Consider the following 20412-nt stretch of genomic DNA (forward strand, 5'->3'; position numbering starts at 1 on the left):
ACGGATGATTTAGTTGACGTTGGAGAAGGAGTCCCATGCAATACCACCTGGACGGCTACCGCTACGGCGATCCCACGATTGAGCCGGCGGCACTCGGCCGTGACGCCGGGCAGGGGCCCCTGCCGGAGGAGGTCGATGTCCTGATCGTGGGCACCGGCCCGGCCGGCACCGTTCTGGCAGCGCAGCTGGCCGAGTTCCCGGAGATCACCACCCGCGTGGTGGAGCGCCGCCAGGGGCCGCTGCCCGTGGGCCAGGCCGATGGGGTCTCCTGCCGCACCGTGGAGATGTTCAATGCCTTCGGCCTGGCCACCACGCTGTTGGACGAGGCGTACTGGGTCAATGAGACCACGTTCTGGGCCCCGTCCTCCCACGATCGCGGGGGCATCACCCGCACCGGCCAGATCCAGGACGTCGCGGACGGGCTCAGCGAGTATCCGCACGTGATCGTCAACCAGGCCCGCATGCAGGAGATGCTCCTGGCCAAGGCGTCGAAATCCGCCTCCCGGCTGGAGGTCGACTACGGGTTCAAGGCCCTCGGCGTGGACATCCCGGAGGATCCCGAGGCGCGGGTGACGGTCACCCTGGAGGTGACCGACCAGGACGGCAAGGGCACCGGAACCACCCGCACCGTCCAGGCCCGCTACGTGGTGGGATGCGACGGTGCCCGCTCGGTCATCCGCACCTCGATCGGACGGTCCCTGCATGGAGACGCCCAGAACCACGCCTGGGGCGTCATGGACATCCTCCCGGTCACCGACTTCCCGGACGTCCGCAAGAAGGCCGTCATGCAGTCTGCGTCCGGCTCCCTGCTCCAGATCCCACGCGAGGGCGGGAACCTGGTGCGCTACTACGTCGACCTCGGCGACCTGCCCGAGGGTGACCGCAGCGTCCGCGAGCGCACCACCTTCGAGGACATCCTCGCTGCCGCCCAGAAGGCACTGCACCCCTACACGCTGGACGCCAAGGACGTGGCCTGGTGGAGCGTGTACGAGGTCGGCCAGCGGGTGACGGACGGGTTCGATGACGTGCCGGCAGAAAGCGTCGGCGTCCTGGACCCGCGGGTGTTCATCGCCGGGGACGCCTGTCACACGCACTCCGCCAAGGCGGGGCAGGGCATGAACGTGTCCATGCAGGACACCTACAACCTGGGCTGGAAGCTGGCGGCCGTGCTGCAGGGCCGCTCAGCGAAGTCGTTGCTGGCCACCTACTCCGGCGAGCGTCAGAAGATCGCCCGGGAACTCATCGACTTCGACAAGCGCTGGTCCAGGATGATCGGGTCCAAGGTCTCCGACCCGAACGACCCGGAGTCCGGAGGCGTCGCCGCGAACGACGTCGAGGCGCACTTCGTGGCCGGTGGGAAGTTCACCGCGGGACTGTCCACGGTGTACGAGCGCTCCCTCCTGACGGGGGGGACGGAGTATCAGGGACTGGCCCCCGGGTTCGAGGTCGGGACCCGGTTCCACTCGGCTCCGGTCGTCCGAGTGGCGGATGCGAAGCCGGAGCAGCTGGGACACGTGCACGAGGCGGACGGCCGCTGGCGCCTCTACGCCTTCGGTGATGCCGCGGCAGTCGGGTCAGAGGACTCGGCCCTCGGCGAGCTGCTGAAGTTCCTGGACACCTCCGAGCAGTCCCCGGTCCGTCGGTTCACCCCGTCCGGCGCCCCGGACGACGCCGTGTTCGATGTCCGAGCGATCCTCCAGCAGGAGCACCGTTCCGTGGACCTGAACACCCTGCCGCCGTTCCTTCTCCCGGCCAAGGGCAGGTTCGGCCTGCGCGACTACGAGAAGGTCTTCTCTGCCGAGAGGACCAATGGTCACCTGCTCGGCACGGTGCCCGGCCTCCAGGCCACCCAGGACATCTACGACCTGCGTGGCGTCGACCGTGAGCGGGGCGCCCTCGTGGTCGTCCGCCCGGACCAGTACGTGGCACAGGTCCTCCCGCTGGGAGCCCATACCGAGCTGGCGGACTTCTTTGCCGCATTCATGATCGATCAGGGCGTCAATCAGGGACTCGATCAGGGCTGAGCCTCAAGGGGCGGGGCCCGGTGGAGCGGATTCTCAGTCCACCGGGTCCATCCCGACCACGTAGGCCGCCTGGCCCACGTGCTGCAGGGCGTCGGCATAGACGCTGACCAACCGCACCGCACGAGTGACCGGCGGGTCCCACTGCCGGTCGATCACCTCGTCGAGGTCCGTCTCTGACAGGGTCCCCAGGTAGTCCAGGGACTGTTCGGTCACGGCCGCCAGGTACCCGCGCAGCACCTCCTTGTCCTGGACGACGACGGCGCGTGCCGTGTCCGCCGACTGGCCGTAGCCGTGCTTATCGGCCGGCACGTCCGGGCCGAACCGATCGGCCCAGCCCTGCGCGGTCCACAACTGCTCGTGCCCGCCCAAGTGGGCGACCTGGGCGTCGATCTCACGGCCAGAGTGCCACAGCAGCCAGGCGATGGAGTTGGGGTGGCCGCCCGGGTGGGCGTTCACGTCGGCGGGGCCGATGCGGTCCCAGACCAGGTCCAGCTCATCGAGGGGGCGGCGGGCGAGTTCCTGCAACACGGCGATCGAGTTCATGGCCCCAGTGTGCACCCTGCGCCCACGTCATCTCCACCGACTCCACCATCCCTGTCTGCGCATACCAGCACATCGGGGGACGGCCCAGCTGGTGTACTTTCGTGGCCTCGTGGGTACCGTGTCCCCATGAGTATCGACATACCCTCCGCTGAAGACTTCGCCGAACTCACGCAGCACCGCCATCCCGCGAGCGTGACCGTGTATGTTGCCCCGTCCGGTTCGAGCGAGAGTCGATCGCCGATCGGCAGGAACCCCGAAGCAGCCCAGTTGTCCCTGCGCACGGCCGTGGGTGAGGGCGTCGCCCAGCTGACTGCCGCTGAGGTCCCTGCCGAGGATCTGAATCGGATCACTGAGGCCGTGGACCAGCTCGTGGACGACCGGGACTTCTGGTCCACCCAGGCACGCTCCCTCGCCGTCTTCGTCTCCCCGCTCGGGTTGCGGGCATTCCGGCTCATGAACAACCTCCGCACCCATTCTGGCGTCGGTGACCGTTTCGACGCGGGGCCGTTGATCCGGGCGACCACCTTCGCCCACAGTGGTTTCGTGCTCGCTCTGACGAAGGGCTCGGTCCGCCTGCTGGTGCTGGAGTCCGACGCCTCCTGCCATGAGGTGGAACTGACCGGACTGCCCGGGGACCTCGGCCTGGAGTTGCAGACGGCGGACAACGAGGGCCGGATGGACCGCCAGCGGGCGGACGGCGCCCTGCGGCCCAAGATCCAGCGCCGCGACTACTGCTCCACCGTGCAGGAGGCGGTCCTGCGTCAGATCAACGGCTCGAACCACCCGCTGGTGCTGGCGGCCAGCCCCGACCTCGAACCGGCCTACCGGGAGATCAACACCTACCGGCGTCTGGTCGACGAGGGCATCACGGCCAATCCTGCCTCCCTGGGTCTGGACGACCTCGCCCGCCGGGGACGCGACGTCCTGGACCGCAACTACGCCGCCCAGCTCGCCGACTGGAGGGAGCAGTTCGGCACCCTCCGCGCCCATGGCCGGGCCAGTGCGAAGCTCCGCGAGATCGCCAAGGCCGCCACGGCCGGCCAGGTGGACGTCCTCCTGTTCGATCTCACCGCGGAACGCGAGGGCACGATCGACGAATACGGCAACGTCACCCCCGCGGACGAGCCGAGCGCCCACACCTATGGACTGGCGGACGAGGTCGCGGCCCGCGTCCTGCGCACCGGCGGCACGGTCAAGGCGGTCCGCGGGGCGGATCTTCCCGACGGCGCCCGGATCGCCGCGACGTTCCGTTCGGCCTCCTGAGGGCACCAGGCCCCTGCGGTCCCCCGGCGCGTGGCGACGCTCAGGTACTGTCCATCAGGCCGGCGTCACGGGCCACGAGTGCAGCCTGGGTGCGTGACTGGACACCAAGCTTGGCCAGCACCCGGGAGACGTGGGTCTTCGCCGTGGCCTCGGAGATGCCCAGCTCGCGCGCCAGCTGACTGTTGGAGGCGCCCGCCCCCAGCTGGGCGAGGACATCGCGTTCCCGCACCGTGAGGCTTTCCAGCAGCGCCGTGGCCTGGCCGTCCCCGGTCGGACTGTTCCGGGCACTGGCGGTGGAGAGTTCCCGGAACACGCGCCGGGTCACCTCCGGGGCCACCACCCCGTCTCCGGCGGCCACCCGGCGCACGGCGGACACCAGTTCCCCGGCCTCAGCCGTCTTCAGGAGGAATCCGGCCGCGCCGGCGCGGATCGCGGACAGGACCACCTCGTCCTCGTCGAAGGTCGTCAGGACCAGCACGGCGGCGGTGCCCTCGGACACGATCTCCCGGGTGGCGGCCACGCCGTCCACCACCGGCATCCGGACATCCATCAGCACCACGTCCGGGCGCAGGGCCCGGGCGTTGACGACTGCCGCCGCGCCATCGGAGGCCTCCCCCACCACCTCGATCCCCTCGGCCCGCTCGAGGAGGGCCTTCAGGCCGGAGCGCACGGTGCCGTGGTCATCGGCCAACACCACCCTGATGCTCATGCCGCAGACTCCGAGGAACCCGGAGAGTCGGAGGACCCTGCCGGCTCCACGGGCACCTCGGCGCGGATTCGCCATCGTCCGTCGGCCCGCGTGATCTGCACCGTGCCGCCCACGGCCCGCAGCCGCTCACGCATGGAGGACAGCCCGATGCCGGGACCGGCCTCGCCGGAGGCCGATGGCCCGACGGGAGGGACCGGCGTCGGGTTCTCGATGTCCAGGCGGACCACCGTGGGGAGGCCGGACAGGCGCAATCGGACGGTGCCGGTCCCATGTTTGGCGGCATTGGCCAGGCCCTCCTGGGCGAACCGCAGCAGCGCTTGGCCCGCGGCGGGGCCGACCTCGACCGGCTGCAGCTCGGCGGACACCTCCACCCCGGCGGCCTCGGTGCGTTGGAGCAATCCGGGGAGGGCGTCCAACCCGTCCCGCACCTGGAGGTCCAGTGGTTCGCCGGGTTGGTGCAGCAGTCCGATCATGGTGCGCATCTCGTCCAGGGCCGCCAGCGATGCACTCCGGGTGTGCTGCAGGGCTCGACGGTCCAACTCGGCATCCGGTGCACCGGACAGGGCTGCCGCCGAGTGCAGGGCGATGCCGGACAGGTGCGCCGACACGGTGTCGTGGAGTTCACGGGCCATGGCGGTGCGTTCGCGGCGGACCGCCTCGGCCCGTTCCCGTTCCGCCTCGCGCCGTGCGGTCTCGGACCGTTCGCGTTCCCAGAGGGTGGCGGCACTGGCGCGGGCCGCCCGCTCGTCGCCGTTGCGCACTTCGGCACCCCACCAGAACGGGATGGCGACGCCGGCGGTCAGGGTCAACGCCACGGGCAGGGCATACTGATCACCGCCGGGGAGGGTGGCCAGCACGGCCCACAGCACGATGACGGCCAGACCAGTCAGCCCGATGGTCATCTGCCGCTGGCGTCGTTCGGCGCGACGGGCCACGGCATAGGCAGTGTCGGTCCAGGCCAAGAAGACACCCAGGTGCAGTCCCAGCGACGCGTCGGCCAGCGTGGCCACGGCCGCCAGGGCGAAACCGGCCACGGTATACCGGCGCTGGACGACGATCGCCGCACAGACCACCAGCAGTGGCACCACGTGCCACCCGGCGGAACCGGCGGCCGTAGGGACCAGGGGTGGGGTGATCTCCCAGGTCTCGCCGGACGCCAGCAGAGCTATTCCGACCGCCAGATACAACAAGGGCGAGAAGGTGGCCAGTCGGGATCGGTTCACGGTCTCCATGCTAGACATCGCCGAATGGTCGGCGAGTCATCCGAAAGGGGTACCTCCCCGGTCAGTCCTTTGGCGGACGACAATCCGGGACGGTGCCGGAAGGCTGGACGCCATGGACTTCCCTGACGCACTCTCCGGCGGACCGCTGTTCGCCATCCTTGCCGTCCTCGCCCTGGTGGACAGCACCAGTTTCGGCACCCTGGCCATCCCCGTGTGGCTCCTGATGGCTCCGGGCAGGGTCCGGGTGGGCCGGATGCTGCTCTACCTGGGGACGATCACCCTGTTCTACTTCGTGGTCGGGCTCGCCGTGCTGTTGGGTGCCGGGTGGATCGTGGAGAACCTGGGAGAACTGATGGAATCCCGGCTCGCCATGGCGTTCGGGATGATCCTGGGCGTGGGGCTGTTCCTCTGGAGTTTCCGCCTGGACTCCCCCGCCGCCAAGGAGCGGGCCCGGTCCGGCAACGGGCGCCTGGCGGCGTGGCGTCGGCGGGCCACCGGACAGGAGCCGGGCGGGTTGGGCTCCCTGGTGGGTCTCGCCCTCGGGGCGGGACTGGTGGAGGTGGCCTCCATGCTGCCGTATCTGGCCGCCATCGGGCTGATCGCGGCCCAGGGACCGGGCTGGCCGGCGTCGCCGCTGTGGCTGGCGGGCTACTGCCTCGTGATGGTCCTGCCCGCGTTGGTGCTGCTCGCGGCGCGGTGCGGAGCCGGGCGGCTGGTCGAGCGCCCGCTGGCGCGGCTGGACGCCTGGTTCGCCCGGCATGGGGCGAGCACGGCCGCCTGGGTGGTGGGCGCCGTCGGCGTGGTGCTGGTGCTGAACACCGCACCGGCCGTACTCTCGCCCGATGCGGTGTCCGATTCGGTGCCCGGTGGACTGCCGGCTGGGCTGTCCGCTGCCGTGAGGGCGCACGGCTGGTGAGGCCCGCGGTCGGCGGTCAGCGCTGGAGGGCCGTCCGGCCCTCCAGCGCGTGGGCCAGTGTCAGTCGACGCCCTTCATGGCCTTGTGGATCGGCTTGGAGACCAACAGCATGAGGACGCCGATACCGATGGTCACGGCCCCGAGGACACCGAAGTAGGTGCCCTCGTTGTCGGCACTGTAGAACCCGGCCAGCGAGCCGGCCAGCGCGGTGCCCAGCGCGACGGACAGGTTGTACAGGGCCACCATCATCACCGGGAAGTTCAGCGGGGCGAGCTTGGTGGACAGGGACAGCCCCACCGGGGAGACCAGCAGCTCACCCATGGTCGCGGCGAAGAGGATCAGCGCGATCCACAGCACCGGGACGGCCGCGGTGCTCACCATCGGCAGGAACAGCAGGAACGCAGAGCCCATCAGGGCGATGCCCAGGGCGAACTTCACCGGGGTGTTCGGCTGCCGCTGGCCCAGCCGGGTCCAGAGCCACGCGAACACCGGGGCGAAGAGGATGATGAAGATCGGGTTGATGGACTGCACCCACGGGATGGGCATCTCCCAGCCGAGGATCTCGCGGTCGAGCCGGGTGTCGGAGTACAGGGTGATCACGGTGAACTGCTGCTGGAACAGCGCGAAGAAGGCAGCCGAACCGATGAACAGCGGAATGAACGCGATGACGCGGGACCGCTCCACCCCGGTCACCTTCGAGGACGCCAGGAGGTAGGCGAAGATGGCGACCGCGGCCGCGGCCGCGAGGATCACCACGACGTCGGCCAGGTTGCCGGCGTGGACGACACCGGTCCCGAGCAGGACGCCCACGATCACCAGGGCGGCCGCTGCGATGGCGATCCACTTGGGGTACTGGCTGCGCGGCAGCGGATCCGGAACGGCGTGCACGTCCTCGGGGAGGTCCTTCCGGCGGATCGAGTACTGCAGGAGGCCGATGCCCATTCCGAGCGCGGCGAGCCCGAAACCGAGGTGGAAGCCCCAGCTCTGCTGGACCCAGCCGGTCACCAGCGGCCCGAAGAGCCCGCCGATGTTGACGCCCATGTAGAAGATGGAGAAGCCGGCGTCCCGGCGCGGGTCCTCGCGAGTGTAGAGGTGTCCCACGAGGTTGGCCACGTTGGCCTTGAGTCCGCCGGAGCCCACCGCCACCAGGAGCAGTCCGAGCACGAGCCCGGGGATGCCCGGCACGAGGGCGAGGGCGATGTGGCCGGCCATGATGAGCAGCGCGCTGTAGAACATGGCGCGTTCGGAGCCGATCAACCGGTCCGCCACCCAGCCGCCGAGGATGCAGAAGACGTAGACCATGCCGCCGTAGGCGCCCACGATGCCCGTGGCGACGCCCTCGTCGATCCCCAGACCACCCTCGGTGGTCTGGAAGTACATGTAGATCAGCAGGATGCCCTGCATGCCGTAGAAGGAGAACCTCTCCCACATCTCGACGCTGAACAGATTGGCCAGGGCGCCAGGCTGGCCCAGGAACGTCCGTCCCGAGGGGTTGCGGTCCACTGCGTCCGGCTCGGCGGTCCGGGTCTCGGTGACATGTGTCAGGCCGGGGTCGCCGGTTCCACCCAGGTCATGGGGCTCGTTTGAGGAGGGTTTTTTCACCCGTATACCGTGCTCCTGTTTGCCCGCCATTGCAAATCCCGGCACGCCCGGGCCATTCCGGGCGTACGGTGGGGTCATCCTGAAGGCGCGCAGGGCGGGGCTTCTCGACCGGGCCGCCAGTCATGCTGTCGATGCGAAAGGACCATGATGACGCAGAACTTCTCCGTGGGCGACCACGTGAGCTGGAACTCCGAGGCCGGGCGGGTCTCCGGGACGATCACCAAGGTGCATACCGCGGACTTCCAGTACAAGGGCCACACCCGCCGGGCCTCGAAGGATGATCCCCAGTACGAGATCCGTAGCGACAAGACCGACCATGTGGCCGCCCACAAGGGCGGGGCGCTGACGAAGCTGGCAAAGAAGAGCGGTTGAGCCGTTGGGCACGGAAGCCACGCCGTTCTACACGGTCGGTCACTCCAACCGTCCCCTGGAGGAGTTCCTGGACATCCTGGAGGCGGCCGGAGTCGGCCTCGTGGTGGACGTGCGCAAGCTGACGGGGTCCCGGCGGAACCCGCAGTTCAACGACGATGCCCTGGAGGCCTCGCTGTCAGCAGCGGGCATCGGCTACCGGAAGCTGGAGGCCCTCGCGGGGCGGCGGACGGTGTCCCACGAGACCCCCTTCGAGGTGAATGCCTTCTGGCAGAACCGCAGCTTCCACAACTATGCCGACCACGCGCTGACCGACGGCTTCCGGGACGGCCTGGACACGCTCCGCGAATGGGGTGCCGCGCAGACGGTCACCGTGATGTGTTCGGAGGCCGTGTGGTGGCGGTGTCACCGCCGGTTGATCGCGGACCATCTGCTCGCCCGCGGGGAACAGGTCCTGCACCTGATGGGACCGGAGAAGGTGACGCCGGCCCAGATGACGGCCGGCGCCGTCGTCGGCCCCGGGGAGGGGAACGTCACCTATCCGGCCCGGTGATCGGCGCCCTCTCCAGACGCCGCCAGCGCGTATTCGACCGAGACACGCCGGTAGACGGGCGTGAGGAACGCCAGGGCGGCGGCCACCACCATGATGAGCCCGGCCAGGAGGAAGACCAGCGCGATACCGCGGGCGGTGCCTTCCCCGAGCAGTGGTGCCAGGGCGGCGGCACCGGCCTCGCTGCGGGCAAAGGGGATGATCCACACCTCGGCGAGCGGCGCGACCACCAGTGCCGTGACCGGGGCGGCGGACGCCTCGAAGGCCAGGGCGAAGCCGAACACCCGGCCCTGCCGCTCGAGCGGGACCACGCGTTGGATGACGGTCTGTTCGGCCGCCTCCACCGCCGGGATCAGGCACATGTACAGCCAGATGCCCACGACGTACAACCACCCCCATTCGCGCAGGGTGAAGGTGGCCCCGATCAGGCCCATCACCATGACCACCACCAGCATGGTGCGCAGCGGGTTGCGACCCAGGCCGACCTTTCCGATCACGGCACCACCGATGATGAATCCGGTGGAGGCCAGTGCGAAGACCAGACCCCACGCCTCCACGCTGAACAGTTCGAGGCCGTAGGGGTCCATCAGGGCCATGTAGACGCCGCCGATGAAGTTGTTGAAGGTACTGAACAGGATCAGCGCGAAGAGGCCGGACACCGCCATCACCGCCCGCCAGGACCCGGCCAGGTCGAACCCGCCATGGGCATCGGAGAGTACGGGGACCGTCTCCTCCGGAAGGCTCACCGTCAGCAGGTGCAGGTACGCGGCCGCCGTCAGCACCAGCGCGATGACCACGGTCGGCCCCATACCGAGCATCCCGATGGACAGTCCGGAGAGCACGGAGGTGACCATGAAGGCGATGCCCTGCACCATGCCGACCAAGCCGTTGGCGTTCGCACGGCGTTCATCCTCGATCAGGATGGTGACCGTGGTGGACAGCGCGACGTTGCGCAGGTTCTCCACCACGGCCCCGATGAGCACCAGCAGGGCGAAGACCCAGAACCAGGGCCCGTCCAGCCGGGCGATCTCGTCCGCCGGAGCCAGGAGGAACACGGCTCCCGCACCCAGGAACATCGCCAGGGTGAACAGGGCCGCCAGGCGCATCAGGTCGAGTTTGCGGTAGCGGTCCACCAGCGTGCCGAAGCTGATGGAGGATCCGGCGAGCAGCAGCATGTAGACCCCGCCGGTCACGCCGGTGGCGATGACATTGCGGGTCTCGAGGTAGATCCAGAAGGTCAGTCCGAACCACAGGTAACTGGTGGTCAGGTTGGCCACTGCCGTGTTCGCGAGGATCTGGGCAAAGGTGCGCCAGCGTTCTTGGGCGGGGCGCGTGAGCTGATCCACGCGTAGAGCGTAGGCCCGGCCCGGGCCCCGGCGGTAGGCTCGGACGACGGCGGCCGTGGCGCGTTCGCGGGCACCGGCACTGGCACCGACCCCCGCGACCGTGGATCAGGTCCGAATGGCGCGGACGACCACGTCCTGCAGGGTGACGGAGCGTTCCCCCGTCTCCACGGTGCGGGTGGCCTCGTAACCGCGTTCCACGGTCCAGCCCGGCACCGAGAACAGTCCGGTGATCCCGGCCAAGGTGGCCGTGGACCCTTCAGGATGTCCGGATCCGGCCTGTCCAGCATGGCCGCCATGCTCACGTTGCTCGCCGTGATCACCGTGGCCGCTGTCCACCCCGTGCTCGTCGTGCGCGTGGTGTCCGGCGTGCGGCGCGTGCAGGTGCCCCACGATCAGCAAGGTGCCGCCAGGCGCCACCCAGGAGGCGATGCGCTCATAGAACGCCAGCTGCCCGGAGTCGGGGTGTGCGTAGTGAGTCATCACCAGGTCCCACATTCGGCCCGGTTCCCATCGGGTCAGGTCCGCTTCCGTCCAGGACACGCGATCAGCCATGCCCTCGGTCTCGGCCCGGGCAGACGCGGCCGTCAAGGCCGTCGCGGAGATGTCGGCGCCGGTCACCTGCCAACCTCGGTGGGCGAGCCAGAGCGCCTCGGTCCCGGTCCCGCATCCTGCGTCCAACGCGGTGGCCGGCCGCAGGTGGCCGATCTCGGCCTCGAGATAGGGGCTCACCGGCACCGGCGGGCGGGCATCCTCCCCCGTCTCGGCGTCGGGCATCCAATGCCGCTCCCAGTATTCCCGGTCGAAACGGTGCTGCTCTCTCGGATCGTCCTCTGTGTGCATGCCTCTGTCCTTCGTGCGCGGGTGCCTACATACTTACGTCGTTGCAGTGTCCCCTCCAGACTCGTCCTCAATTTCCCGAGATGCAAACCCTTGTGCCAAATGGCAAACTGAAGGGATGAACGAAACACCCGAACAGACGCTGGACGCCGTGGGGCCACGCCTCAAGCAACTGCGGCTACGCCGCGATGTCACGCTCACCCAATTGGCGGCCGAGACCCGGATCTCGGCCAGCACCCTTTCCCGGCTGGAGGCCGGACTGCGTCGGCCGACCCTGGAACAGCTGCTGCCCCTGGCCCGCTACTACGGCGTCACCATCGACTCCCTCGTGGATGCTCCGCGCACCGCGGATCCCCGGCTCGACCTACGGCCGATGTCCTGCCCCGACGGGTCCGTGATCATCCCCCTGAGCCGCAGACCGGGAGGCGTCCAGGCCTACAAGTTCGTCCGCCCCACCGGCAGCGATGATCTCGTCCCCGATCCACGGACCCACGAGGGGCATGACTGGGTGTACGTCCTCAACGGGACCCTGCGCCTGGTCCTCGGGGACCAGGACCTCCGCCTCAAGGCCGGCGAGGCTGCCGAATTCGACACCCGCACCCCGCACTGGTTCGGGGCCACCAGCGACGGACCGGTCGAGTACCTCTGCCTGGTCGGCCGGCAGGGCGAGCGTGCCCACCTCCGGGTCAACGAAAAGCCCGGACCCAATCATGGGTCCGGGCTGTCGCCGATCTCCTGAGAGATCACAATGGTCGGGCTAGCGGGATTTGAACCCACGACCTCTTCACCCCCAGTGAAGCGCGCTACCAAGCTGCGCCATAGCCCGTGGAACCGATCCTCACCGGATCAATCCACCAGTCAACTGTACACCAACGTTGAGGTGCCCAAGGACCATTGGGGCGGTGGCGGCAGCGGCGAGACCGTCGGCAGCGTCCGCAGCACGGATCAGCCGACCTTCACCACCATCTTGCCGGTGTTGCCCCCGTGCATCATGTCCCGGAACGCGTCCACGGTGTGCTCGAAACCCTCCGTGACAGTCTCCTCGTGGGTGATGTCTCCGGCCGACAGCCACCCGGTCATGCGCTCCCGGAACTCCTCGGTGACCCCCGGACGCTCGGAGGCCACCTCGGCCACGATGAACCCCTGCATCCGCAGGCGGCGGGTGACCATGTTGCCCATGTTGTCCGGTCCGGCAGGGCGTTCGGTGTCGTTGTAACCGGAGATCGCCCCGCACAGGGCCAGCCGGCCGAAGTCGTTCATGACCTCCAGGGCGGCCTCCAGGTGGTCGCCGCCCACGTTGTCGTAGAACACGTCCACGCCCTCGTGTCCCAACGCGTCCACCAGCTGCTCGCGGATCGGCGCGTCCCGGTAGTTCAGCGCCACGTCAAAGCCGTACTTGTCCTTCAGCAACCCGACCTTCTCACCGGACCCGGCGGACCCGATCAGGCGGGCGGCGCCCAGTTGCCGGGCGATCTGGCCGACGGCGGTGCCCACCGCTCCCGCGGCCCCGGAGACGAACAGGCTGTCCCCCGGTCGCAACTCGGCGACCCTCGTCAGCCCCACGTAGGCGGTCAGTCCCGGCATGCCGAGCAGGCCCAGGTACAGCGAGAGGGGCAGACCCTCGAGCTCCGGCACGGCCTGGAAGGTGGAGGCATCATCCTGGACCGCATCGGTCCATCCGTGCTGGTGCAACACCGCGGTGCCCTCGGGCAGGTCGTCCGCAGCGGACTGCACCACCCGGCCGACGGCACCACCGGTGATCGTCTCCCCCAGGCCGTAGGGCTTCACGTAGCTGCGGCCGGCACGCATCCGGCCACGCATGTAGGGATCAACCGAGATGAACTCGTTGGACACCCGCACCTGGCCGGGTCCCAGCTCGCCGTGGGCAACCTGGTCGACGGTGAAGTCCTCGGGCCTCGGCATCCCCTCGGGGCGGGAGGTCAGGCGGATCTCGGAACTGGTGAACGGGGACATGCACACTCCTTCAGGTCGGTCGTCTCCTGGACCGACCCTACGCCCCGTGTCTCAGCGCGGTCACCGCTTGCGTGAGCGCTTCTCACGCACCCGCATGCCCAGTTCGATCGGGCTTCCCTCGAAGCCGAAGGTCTCACGCAGGCGCCGGATGATGAAGCGGCGGTAGCCGGGCTCCAGGAATCCGGTGGTGAACAGCACGATCCGCGGCGGCTGGGTGGAGGGCTGCGTCGCGAACAGGATGCGGGGCTGCTTGCCGCCACGCACGGGGTGCGGGTGGGCTGCCACGAGCTCCCCGAGGAAGGCGTTGAGCTTGCCCGTCGGGATACGGGTGTCCCACGAGTCCAGCGCCGTGTCCAGGGCGGGCACGAGGCGGTCCTTGTGCCAGCCGGTCTTGGCCGAGAGGTTGACGCGCGGAGCCCAGGCCACGTGGGCCAGGTCCCGGTCGATCTCCCGTTCCAGGTAGGTGCGGCGGTCCTCGTCCATGAGGTCCCACTTGTTGAACGCCAGGACTACGGCCCGGCCGGAGTCCAGCACGAGCTGCAGGATGCGCACGTCCTGCTCGGAGAGCACCTCCGAGGCCTCCAGCAGCACCACGGCCACCTCGGCCTTGTCGAGGGCCGACTGGGTCCGCAGCGAGGCGTAGTAGTCGGAGCCGTGGGCCATGTGCTGCCGGCGGCGGATGCCGGCGGTGTCCACGAAGCGCCACATGCGGCCGCCCAGCTCGACGAGCTCGTCCACCGGGTCGCGCGTGGTCCCGGCCGTCTCGTCCACCACCACGCGGTCAGAGCCGGCGAGCTGGTTCAACAGTGAGGACTTGCCCACGTTCGGACGGCCCAGCAGCGCCACACGACGGGGGCCGCCGCGCGGGATGAGCCCACCGTAGGCGGTCACCTCGGGCAGGGCCTCCATGGCCGCGTCCAGCAGGTCACCGGTCCCCCGGCCGTGCACGGCGGAGACCGGGAACGGTTGGCCCAGCCCCAGGCCCCACAGGGAGGCCGCGTCGGCCTCCTGGGAGATGTCGTCCACCTTGTTGGCCACGAGCAGCACGGGGCGGCCCTTGCGGCGCAACAGCTTGACGACGGCCTCGTCGGTGGAGGTGGCGCCCACCGTGGAGTCCACCACGAACAGGACGGCGTCGGCCACGTCCACCGCGCGTTCGGCCTGCTCGGCCACGCGCTGGTGGATGCCCTTGGCGTCGTGCTCCCAACCGCCGGTGTCCACCACCGTGAAGGTCTTGCCGCCCCATTCGGACTCGTAGCTGACGCGGTCGCGGGTCACGCCCGGCACGTCCTCCACCACGGCCTCCCGGCGGCCGATGATGCGGTTGACGAGGGTGGACTTGCCCACGTTGGGGCGCCCGACGACGGCGAGCACCGGGGGTGCCGGTGCCTCCTCGGGCTCGGGGTCACCGTCCTCCCAGCCACGCAGCAGGGCAGCGTCCTCCTCGTCGAGGTCGTAGTCCTCGAGTCCGGCCCGGAGGGCCTCGGCCCGCTGCTGGGCCTCCTCGTCGGAGAGGGCGGCCAGCTTCTCCTCGATCTGGTCATTGCCGGTCGGCTGGTACTCGGTGCCGTCGTCGTCCGGCGTCAATGCTCCGGCGTCGCGTGACGCACTGTTCTCGGTGCTCATGCGCGGTCCCCTTCCGGGTTGGTCGTCTGCTTGGTCGTCCGGTTGGACTGTTGGCGGGTGATCTCGGCCAGCATGGCCTCGATGGTCGCCTCGACATCGAGTTCGGTGGAGTCCACCAGGCCCACCCCGTCGGACGGGGTCATGAAGTCCACCACCGTGGAGTCCTTGGCGTCCCGGCCGGACACCTGTTCTGCCAGGTCCTTCGCCTCCACAGCGCCTCCCAGCTGGGCGGCACGCCGGGCCGTTCGTGCCTCGGCGGACGCGGTGAGCAGGATCCGCGCGTCGGCGTCGGGAGCCACCACGGTGGTGATGTCCCGCCCCTCGGCCACGATCTTGCGGTGCGCGTCGATCTCTGCGCGCTGGCGGGCCACGAGCAGCTCACGTACGGCACGGTTGGTGGCCACCACGGACACGACGGCGGAGATGCCGGGTTCACGGATGGCCTCGGTGATGTCGTCGGTGCCCACTACCACGCGCTCGTGGTCCGGATCCACGGACAGGACCAGGTCCATGTCCTGGACCGCGGCGACGACCGCGTCAGGGTCATCGAGGACGCCCTGATGGCGGCAGTGCCACGCGACCGCCCGGTACATGGCACCGGTGTCCAGGTAGGCGGCACCGAGCCGGCGGGCGATGGCCCGGGAGACCGAGGACTTGCCGGAGCCGGAGGGCCCGTCCACGGCCACGACGAGGCGCTGGCTCGGGGGCTGGAGCCCGGTCGGGGTTGTCGTCTCGGTCATTCAGACCACCTTCCATCCCTGCGCTGTCAGCGCGTCCGTCAGATCCTGTTTGCGGCCGGGCAGCACGGAGATCTCCAGCATCCCGACCTCGTGGCCGGCGGAGTGGTCCATGCGTAGGTCCTCCACGTTGACGCCAGCCTTCCCCACATCCTGCAGGACGGCGGAGATCTGCCCCGGGGTGTCGTCCACGATCACGGTGACCACGGCGAAGGCCTGCGGCGGGGCGCCGTGCTTGCCCGGGATCCGGGCATGGCCGGCATTGCCCTCGGCGATCAGCTGGGCGATGTCCAGCCGGGCCCCGGGGGCCGTGGGCTCCTCCATGGTGGCGATCAGCCGGTCCAGGTCCTCGCGCACCCCGTAGAGGATCTCCAGGATGTCCGGGGCGTTGGCCGCCAGGATCTGCACCCACAGTTGGGGGTCGGAGGCCGCTATGCGGGTGGTGTCCCGCAGACCGTTGCCGGACAGGGCCAGGGACTGGGCCGGAGTCTCCTGCAGCCGCGATGACACGAGGGAGGCGGCGATCTGCGGCAGGTGGGAGATCAGGGCCACCGAGGCATCATGGTCCTCCGCGGACATCCGGTGCACGGTGGCCCCGAGCACTCGGGCGATCTCCTCCGCGACGGACACGGCCTCCGCCGAGGTGTCCCCCTTCGCGCAGACCACCCACGGGGCGGCGGTGAACAGGGCACCGCGGGCGGCCACCGGACCGGATCGTTCGCGCCCGGCCATGGGGTGGGTGCCCACGTACCGTGCGGCCTGCGCCGGTGTCAGATGCCCGCCCACGACGGCGGCGTCCACCTCACGCCGGATCGCCCCCTTGACAGAGGCGATGTCCAGCACGACGGCGCCCGGGAACCGTACGAGCGAATCGATGACGACGCGCCCGGCGACATCCGGCGGCGCGGCCACCACGACGACACCCGGCACGGGAGCTGTCTCGGCACCGGTGGTAGTGCCGTCGGCGCTGCCGGCCTCCACAGCAGCGGAAGCCGCCGAGGATGCCGTGAGGTCCCCCGGAAAGGCCTGGCCGGCACCGATGTCCACGGCGACCGCCTGGGCCGACGGGGAGGGGTCGGAGAGGTAGACGTCCGCACCGGCCGACCGCAGACCGAGGCCGATGGAGGTGCCCAGCAGCCCGGTTCCGCGGATCAGCACCGGTTCGGGGATACCCCGTGGGGCCATCACAGGTTCACAGCGGCCATGAGGTGGCCCTGTTCCTGGCGGCCCATCTGACGGATGGTGCCCTGCTTCTGGTCGCCGAGGCCGATCGGCCCGAACTTCACCCGGACGAGGCGCTCGACCGGGTACCCGACCTCCTTGAACATGCGGCGCACGATCCGGTTCTTGCCGGAGTGCATGACGACCTCCACCAGCACGTGGCCCGGGGTCGAGTCCACCAGCTTGAACGAGTCCACCTGCGCGAAGCCGTCCTCGAGCTGCATGCCCTCCTTGAGCTGCGCGCCGACGCCCTTGGCCATCGGGCCGTGGACCTGGACGAGATACGTCTTGGGGATCTCGAAGCTCGGGTGGGTCAACCGGTTGGCCAGTTCTCCGTCATTGGTCAGCAACAACAGGCCCTCGGTCTCGGTGTCCAGGCGGCCGACGTGGAAGAGGCGCGTCGAGTCGTACTTGCCCTTCTTGAGGTAATCGGAGATGCAGGGCCGGCCATCGGGGTCGTCCATGGTGGAGACGACGCCGCGGGGCTTGTTGAATGCGAAGTAGCGCAGGGTGGTGTCCAGCTGCAGGCGGATGCCGTCCACGTGGATGACGGCCGTGTCCGGATCCACGCGGACACCGGTCTCGGTGACGACCTTGCCGTCCACCTCCACGCGCCCCTCGGCGATGAGGTCCTCACAGACGCGGCGGGAGGCCACCCCGGCGGAGGCCATGACCTTCTGCAGTCGCACGCCTTCGGGGGTGTGGACGGACGAGAAGTTCTGGTCCCGCTGGGCGCGGTTGGGGCGGGCCGGCTTCCGGGCCGCTCCGAGGTTGCGGTCGTACCCCTTCTGGGAGTCCTCGCGGAACGGTCCGCCCCTCTGCCCGGGGCCCGGGGTGCCCCAGGACTTGCGCGGCTGCCCCGGGGAGGACTGGCCCTTGCCCGGCTTGCCTGGCTTGCCCTGCTGCGGCTTGCCGCGGTAGCTGTAGTTCTTCTTTCCGGAGCCTCCCGGCTTGCGGTCATTCATCAGTGCACTGTCCTGTTCGTTGCGTTGCGTTGGATTGGTGTGCCGTCTCGCCAGAGGGCGGTCAGGTGTTGAGTTCAGTCTGGTCCATGCCGGCCAGTTCCGACAGGCCGGGCAGGTGGTCCGAGAGCTTGGGCAGCTCCTGAAGGCTGCCCACCCCCAGTGTCTCCAGCAGGTAGCCCGTGGTCTCGTACAGCACCGCCCCGGAGTGCGGGTCGCTGCCGGCTTCCGCCACGAGCCCCCTGCTGACGAGGGTTCTCATGACCGAATCGGAGTTCACGCCGCGGATTCCCGCCACGCGGGTTCGCGTGACCGGCTGCAGGTAGGCGACCACGGCCAGTGTCTCCAGGGCGGCCTGGGTCAACCGTGCCGTCTGGCCTTCGACGATGAACCGCTCCACCACCTCTGCATGGGCCGGGCGGGAGTAGATTCGCCAGCCGCCGGCAAGTTCGCGTAGCTCGAAGCCGCGCCGTGGGGAGCCAGACAGTCCATCATAGTCGCTGGCGAGGGCTGCGAGCACATCGGCCACCTGCCGGGCGTCTGCACCGGTCGCCTCGGCCAGTTGGGCCACGGTCACGGGCTCGTCCACGACCATCAGCACGGCCTCAAGTTGTCCGCGCACGTCCTCGGGCTCGCTCATGACCACTCCTCGTCGCCTTCCGGACCGTCGTCCGGCCTCTCATCGGGGGCATCCGGGTCCCAGCGGACCAGCAGCTCGCCGAGCGGGACCTCCTGATCGAAGGTGACGGCGCGGTCCCGGAACATCTCCAACAGCGCGAGGAAGCGGGCGACGATCACGAGGGTGGAGCCGGCGTCGGACACCAACTCCCGGAAGGCGAGCCGGCCGGCCTCACGCAACCGGGCGGCCAGCAGGCCGGCCTGTTCCCGGACCGAGACGGGCGGGGCATGCAGGTGCTCCAGGCTCACCTGCTCCGCCGGCTTCGGGGTCCGGGCGAGGACGTCCTCGGCCAGCGCACCGAACTGTTCGGGGCTCAACGTCCACACCAGCTCCGGCAACAGGGACGCGAAGCGCGGGTCCAGCGTGGTCTGTCGCGGGAAGCGGCGGGCCTCGGCCCGCATCTTCTCGCCCAGGAGCGTGGAGATGTCGCGGAAGGCCTTGTACTGCAGCAGCCGGGCGAACAGCAGATCGCGGGCCTCGAGCAGGGCCACGTCCTCCTCCGCGTCCGTGGTGCCGGCCGGCAGCAGCCGGGCCGTCTTCAGGTCAAGCAGGGTGGCCGCGACCACCAGGAAGGCGCTGGAGGCGTCCAGGGCGGCCAGGTCCGGCCGGCCTCGCTGCCCCATGGTCCCGCCGGGACCCAGTTCGGGGTCCGGTCCGGTGCCGGCGTCATGCCGGAGGGTCCCGACGTAGGCGATGAACTCGTCTGTCACCTCGGCCAGCGCCACCTCGGTGATGTCCAACTGGCGGCGGGCGATGAGGGAGAGCAACAGGTCGAAGGGTCCGGCGAAGTTGGTCAGGGTGACGGAGAACCCGGAAGGGACACCGTCCTCACCATCCAGGTTCTCGGACAGGCCGCCGGCCAGATCCCTGGCGACGTCCGGGGCGGCTACCCCGGCGCCTGGGGTCACGGCGCCCCGCCGCGCCAGATCAGCTCGCGGGCCAGCGTGCGGTAGGCCTTGGCACCCTCATGGGTCTGGGCGAACGTGGTCATGGGTTCGGCGGCCACGGTGGCATCGGCGAACTTGATGGAGCGCTTGATCACGGTCTCGAAGACCCGGTCGCCGAAGGCCTCGACGAGGCGGCTGACGACCTCCTTCGAGTGCAGTGTCCGGGCATCGAACATGGTGGCCAGCACGCCGTCGATCTCCAGGTCCGGGTTGATGCGGTCCTGGATCTTCTCGATCGTCTCCACGAGCAGCGCGACGGCGCGCAGGGCGAAGAATTCGGCGGTCAGCGGGATGATCACGCCGTGGGATGCGGTCAGGGCATTGACGGTCAGCAGGCCCAGGGACGGCTGGCAGTCCACGAGGATGACGTCATAGTCGTCCCGGACCTGGCGCAGCGACCGCTCCAGGACTTGTTCCCGGGCGACCTCGTTGACGAGCTGGACCTCCGCCGCCGAGAGATCGATGTTGGCCGGCAGGAGGTCGATCCCCTCGAACTCGGTCTCCACGATGGCATCCCGGGCGGTGACGGACCGTTCCATCATGACGTTGTAGACGGTGGTGTCGAGTTCGTGGGGGCTGACGCCGAGGCCGGCGGAGAGGGCCCCCTGGGGGTCGAAATCGACCATGAGCACCCGCCGGCCGTAGCTGGCCAAGGCGGCTCCGAGGTTGATGGTGGAGGTCGTCTTGCCGACCCCGCCCTTCTGGTTGACCATGGAGATCACCCTCGCTGGACCGTGGGATTCCAGCTGCACCGGCTCCGGGAATTCGTGCTTGGGCCGTCCCGTGGGTCCGATGACCGGGTCACCGGTGATCATGAGGACTGGCGTGGGCTCTTCCTGGTTCACGATGCTGCCGTCTCCTGCCGTAGGTCCATGTGTCCGCCG

General features: G+C 69.5%; 20 protein-coding genes and 1 tRNA gene. 6 read left to right on the forward strand and 15 right to left on the reverse strand.

Annotation, left to right across the window (positions count from 1 at the left end):
* Positions 1 to 35: 35 nt before the first annotated feature.
* Positions 36 to 2024, forward strand: a complete 1989-nt coding sequence (locus tag IEX49_RS11685) for an FAD-dependent monooxygenase (RefSeq protein WP_188806316.1) — start codon at positions 36 to 38, stop codon at positions 2022 to 2024.
* A 33-nt stretch (positions 2025 to 2057) separates the two neighbouring features.
* Here the strand turns inward: IEX49_RS11685 and IEX49_RS11690 are convergent, their stop codons facing one another.
* The gene (locus IEX49_RS11690; RefSeq protein WP_188806317.1) at positions 2058 to 2567 is read right to left on the reverse strand and encodes a mycothiol transferase; all 510 of its coding nucleotides are present in this window, start codon (positions 2565 to 2567) and stop codon (positions 2058 to 2060) included.
* A 126-nt stretch (positions 2568 to 2693) separates the two neighbouring features.
* On the opposite strand from IEX49_RS11690, the gene IEX49_RS11695 reads away from it, so the two are divergent.
* Positions 2694 to 3830 carry a baeRF11 domain-containing protein gene (locus IEX49_RS11695; RefSeq protein ID WP_229672590.1) on the forward strand — a complete coding sequence of 379 codons (1137 nt, stop codon included), beginning with the start codon at positions 2694 to 2696 and terminating at the stop codon, positions 3828 to 3830.
* A 40-nt stretch (positions 3831 to 3870) separates the two neighbouring features.
* On the opposite strand, the gene IEX49_RS11700 is transcribed toward IEX49_RS11695, so the two are convergent.
* Both IEX49_RS11700 and IEX49_RS11705 read right to left on the reverse strand, forming a co-directional pair.
* Entirely contained in the window at positions 3871 to 4539 is a 669-nt protein-coding gene (locus IEX49_RS11700; protein WP_188806318.1) for a response regulator, read from the reverse strand.
* The gene (locus IEX49_RS11705) at positions 4536 to 5762 is read right to left on the reverse strand and encodes a sensor histidine kinase (protein WP_188806319.1); all 1227 of its coding nucleotides are present in this window, start codon (positions 5760 to 5762) and stop codon (positions 4536 to 4538) included. Before IEX49_RS11705 ends, IEX49_RS11700 begins: the two co-directional genes overlap by 4 nt.
* Before the next feature lie 112 nt (positions 5763 to 5874).
* Between IEX49_RS11705 and IEX49_RS11710 the strand changes: the two genes are divergently transcribed.
* Positions 5875 to 6678, forward strand: a complete 804-nt coding sequence (locus IEX49_RS11710) for a GAP family protein (RefSeq protein WP_188806320.1) — start codon at positions 5875 to 5877, stop codon at positions 6676 to 6678.
* 60 nt (positions 6679 to 6738) lie between these two features.
* On the opposite strand, the gene IEX49_RS11715 is transcribed toward IEX49_RS11710, so the two are convergent.
* Entirely contained in the window at positions 6739 to 8223 is a 1485-nt protein-coding gene (locus IEX49_RS11715; protein WP_373286730.1) for a peptide MFS transporter, read from the reverse strand.
* A gap of 204 nt (positions 8224 to 8427) precedes the next feature.
* Here IEX49_RS11715 and IEX49_RS11720 point away from each other — a divergent pair, with 204 nt between their 5' ends.
* Both IEX49_RS11720 and IEX49_RS11725 read left to right on the forward strand, forming a co-directional pair.
* On the forward strand, positions 8428 to 8652 hold the full coding sequence (locus tag IEX49_RS11720; protein ID WP_188806321.1) for a hypervirulence associated TUDOR domain-containing protein: 225 nt from the start codon (positions 8428 to 8430) through the stop codon (positions 8650 to 8652).
* Positions 8653 to 8656: 4 nt separating this feature from the next.
* The gene (locus IEX49_RS11725; RefSeq protein ID WP_188806322.1) at positions 8657 to 9202 is read left to right on the forward strand and encodes a DUF488 domain-containing protein; all 546 of its coding nucleotides are present in this window, start codon (positions 8657 to 8659) and stop codon (positions 9200 to 9202) included.
* Here IEX49_RS11725 and IEX49_RS11730 read toward each other — a convergent pair.
* On the reverse strand, positions 9187 to 10545 hold the full coding sequence (locus tag IEX49_RS11730) for an MFS transporter (protein WP_188806323.1): 1359 nt from the start codon (positions 10543 to 10545) through the stop codon (positions 9187 to 9189). The two genes, IEX49_RS11725 and IEX49_RS11730, sit on opposite strands and share 16 nt — an antisense overlap.
* Positions 10546 to 10650: 105 nt before the next feature.
* Complete coding sequence (locus IEX49_RS11735; RefSeq protein ID WP_188806324.1) at positions 10651 to 11385, reverse strand: class I SAM-dependent methyltransferase; 735 nt, start codon at positions 11383 to 11385, stop codon at positions 10651 to 10653.
* 115 nt (positions 11386 to 11500) lie between these two features.
* Between IEX49_RS11735 and IEX49_RS11740 the strand changes: the two genes are divergently transcribed.
* The gene (locus IEX49_RS11740; RefSeq protein ID WP_188806325.1) at positions 11501 to 12121 is read left to right on the forward strand and encodes a helix-turn-helix domain-containing protein; all 621 of its coding nucleotides are present in this window, start codon (positions 11501 to 11503) and stop codon (positions 12119 to 12121) included.
* Positions 12122 to 12131: 10 nt separating this feature from the next.
* On the opposite strand, the gene IEX49_RS11745 is transcribed toward IEX49_RS11740, so the two are convergent.
* The 9 genes from IEX49_RS11745 to IEX49_RS11785 form a co-directional block, all read right to left on the reverse strand.
* A tRNA-Pro gene (locus IEX49_RS11745) sits at positions 12132 to 12208 on the reverse strand.
* A gap of 119 nt (positions 12209 to 12327) precedes the next feature.
* Positions 12328 to 13356 carry an NADP-dependent oxidoreductase gene (locus tag IEX49_RS11750; protein WP_188806326.1) on the reverse strand — a complete coding sequence of 343 codons (1029 nt, stop codon included), beginning with the start codon at positions 13354 to 13356 and terminating at the stop codon, positions 12328 to 12330.
* A gap of 60 nt (positions 13357 to 13416) precedes the next feature.
* The gene (gene der, locus IEX49_RS11755) at positions 13417 to 14982 is read right to left on the reverse strand and encodes a ribosome biogenesis GTPase Der (RefSeq protein ID WP_188806327.1); all 1566 of its coding nucleotides are present in this window, start codon (positions 14980 to 14982) and stop codon (positions 13417 to 13419) included.
* Complete coding sequence (gene cmk / locus IEX49_RS11760) at positions 14979 to 15722, reverse strand: (d)CMP kinase (protein ID WP_188806328.1); 744 nt, start codon at positions 15720 to 15722, stop codon at positions 14979 to 14981. The genes der and cmk overlap by 4 nt, the downstream gene beginning before the upstream one ends.
* Positions 15723 to 16904 (reverse strand): prephenate dehydrogenase, encoded by a 1182-nt coding sequence (locus IEX49_RS11765; RefSeq protein WP_188806329.1) that lies wholly within the window; start codon positions 16902 to 16904, stop codon positions 15723 to 15725.
* On the reverse strand, positions 16904 to 17983 hold the full coding sequence (locus tag IEX49_RS11770; RefSeq protein WP_425549750.1) for a pseudouridine synthase: 1080 nt from the start codon (positions 17981 to 17983) through the stop codon (positions 16904 to 16906). The genes IEX49_RS11765 and IEX49_RS11770 overlap by 1 nt, the downstream gene beginning before the upstream one ends.
* Positions 17967 to 18542, reverse strand: coding sequence for an SMC-Scp complex subunit ScpB (scpB, locus tag IEX49_RS11775; RefSeq protein WP_188806331.1), 576 nt, complete (start codon positions 18540 to 18542; stop codon positions 17967 to 17969). The genes IEX49_RS11770 and scpB overlap by 17 nt, the downstream gene beginning before the upstream one ends.
* On the reverse strand, positions 18539 to 19444 hold the full coding sequence (locus tag IEX49_RS11780) for a segregation and condensation protein A (RefSeq protein ID WP_229672616.1): 906 nt from the start codon (positions 19442 to 19444) through the stop codon (positions 18539 to 18541). The genes scpB and IEX49_RS11780 overlap by 4 nt, the downstream gene beginning before the upstream one ends.
* A 41-nt stretch (positions 19445 to 19485) precedes the next feature.
* Complete coding sequence (locus IEX49_RS11785) at positions 19486 to 20343, reverse strand: ParA family protein (RefSeq protein ID WP_188806387.1); 858 nt, start codon at positions 20341 to 20343, stop codon at positions 19486 to 19488.
* Positions 20344 to 20412 lie beyond the last annotated feature (69 nt).

The organism is Citricoccus zhacaiensis (assembly GCF_014645315.1).
Classification (GTDB): Bacteria; Actinomycetota; Actinomycetes; order Actinomycetales; family Micrococcaceae; genus Citricoccus; species Citricoccus zhacaiensis.

What these genes read in the sequence shown, in the direction of transcription:
- IEX49_RS11765 (WP_188806329.1), bottom strand. Translation starts at nt 16,904, where the DNA reads ATGGCCCCACGGGGTATCCCCGAACCGGTGCTGATCCGCGGAACCGGG.
- IEX49_RS11685 (WP_188806316.1), top strand. Translation starts at nt 36, where the DNA reads ATGCAATACCACCTGGACGGCTACCGCTACGGCGATCCCACGATTGAG.
- IEX49_RS11690 (WP_188806317.1), bottom strand. Translation starts at nt 2,567, where the DNA reads ATGAACTCGATCGCCGTGTTGCAGGAACTCGCCCGCCGCCCCCTCGAT.
- IEX49_RS11740 (WP_188806325.1), top strand. Translation starts at nt 11,501, where the DNA reads ATGAACGAAACACCCGAACAGACGCTGGACGCCGTGGGGCCACGCCTC.
- der (WP_188806327.1), bottom strand. Translation starts at nt 14,982, where the DNA reads ATGAGCACCGAGAACAGTGCGTCACGCGACGCCGGAGCATTGACGCCG.
- IEX49_RS11785 (WP_188806387.1), bottom strand. Translation starts at nt 20,343, where the DNA reads ATGATCACCGGTGACCCGGTCATCGGACCCACGGGACGGCCCAAGCAC.
- IEX49_RS11710 (WP_188806320.1), top strand. Translation starts at nt 5,875, where the DNA reads ATGGACTTCCCTGACGCACTCTCCGGCGGACCGCTGTTCGCCATCCTT.
- IEX49_RS11695 (WP_229672590.1), top strand. Translation starts at nt 2,694, where the DNA reads ATGAGTATCGACATACCCTCCGCTGAAGACTTCGCCGAACTCACGCAG.
- scpB (WP_188806331.1), bottom strand. Translation starts at nt 18,542, where the DNA reads ATGAGCGAGCCCGAGGACGTGCGCGGACAACTTGAGGCCGTGCTGATG.
- cmk (WP_188806328.1), bottom strand. Translation starts at nt 15,722, where the DNA reads ATGACCGAGACGACAACCCCGACCGGGCTCCAGCCCCCGAGCCAGCGC.
- IEX49_RS11720 (WP_188806321.1), top strand. Translation starts at nt 8,428, where the DNA reads ATGACGCAGAACTTCTCCGTGGGCGACCACGTGAGCTGGAACTCCGAG.
- IEX49_RS11700 (WP_188806318.1), bottom strand. Translation starts at nt 4,539, where the DNA reads ATGAGCATCAGGGTGGTGTTGGCCGATGACCACGGCACCGTGCGCTCC.
- IEX49_RS11735 (WP_188806324.1), bottom strand. Translation starts at nt 11,385, where the DNA reads ATGCACACAGAGGACGATCCGAGAGAGCAGCACCGTTTCGACCGGGAA.
- IEX49_RS11750 (WP_188806326.1), bottom strand. Translation starts at nt 13,356, where the DNA reads ATGTCCCCGTTCACCAGTTCCGAGATCCGCCTGACCTCCCGCCCCGAG.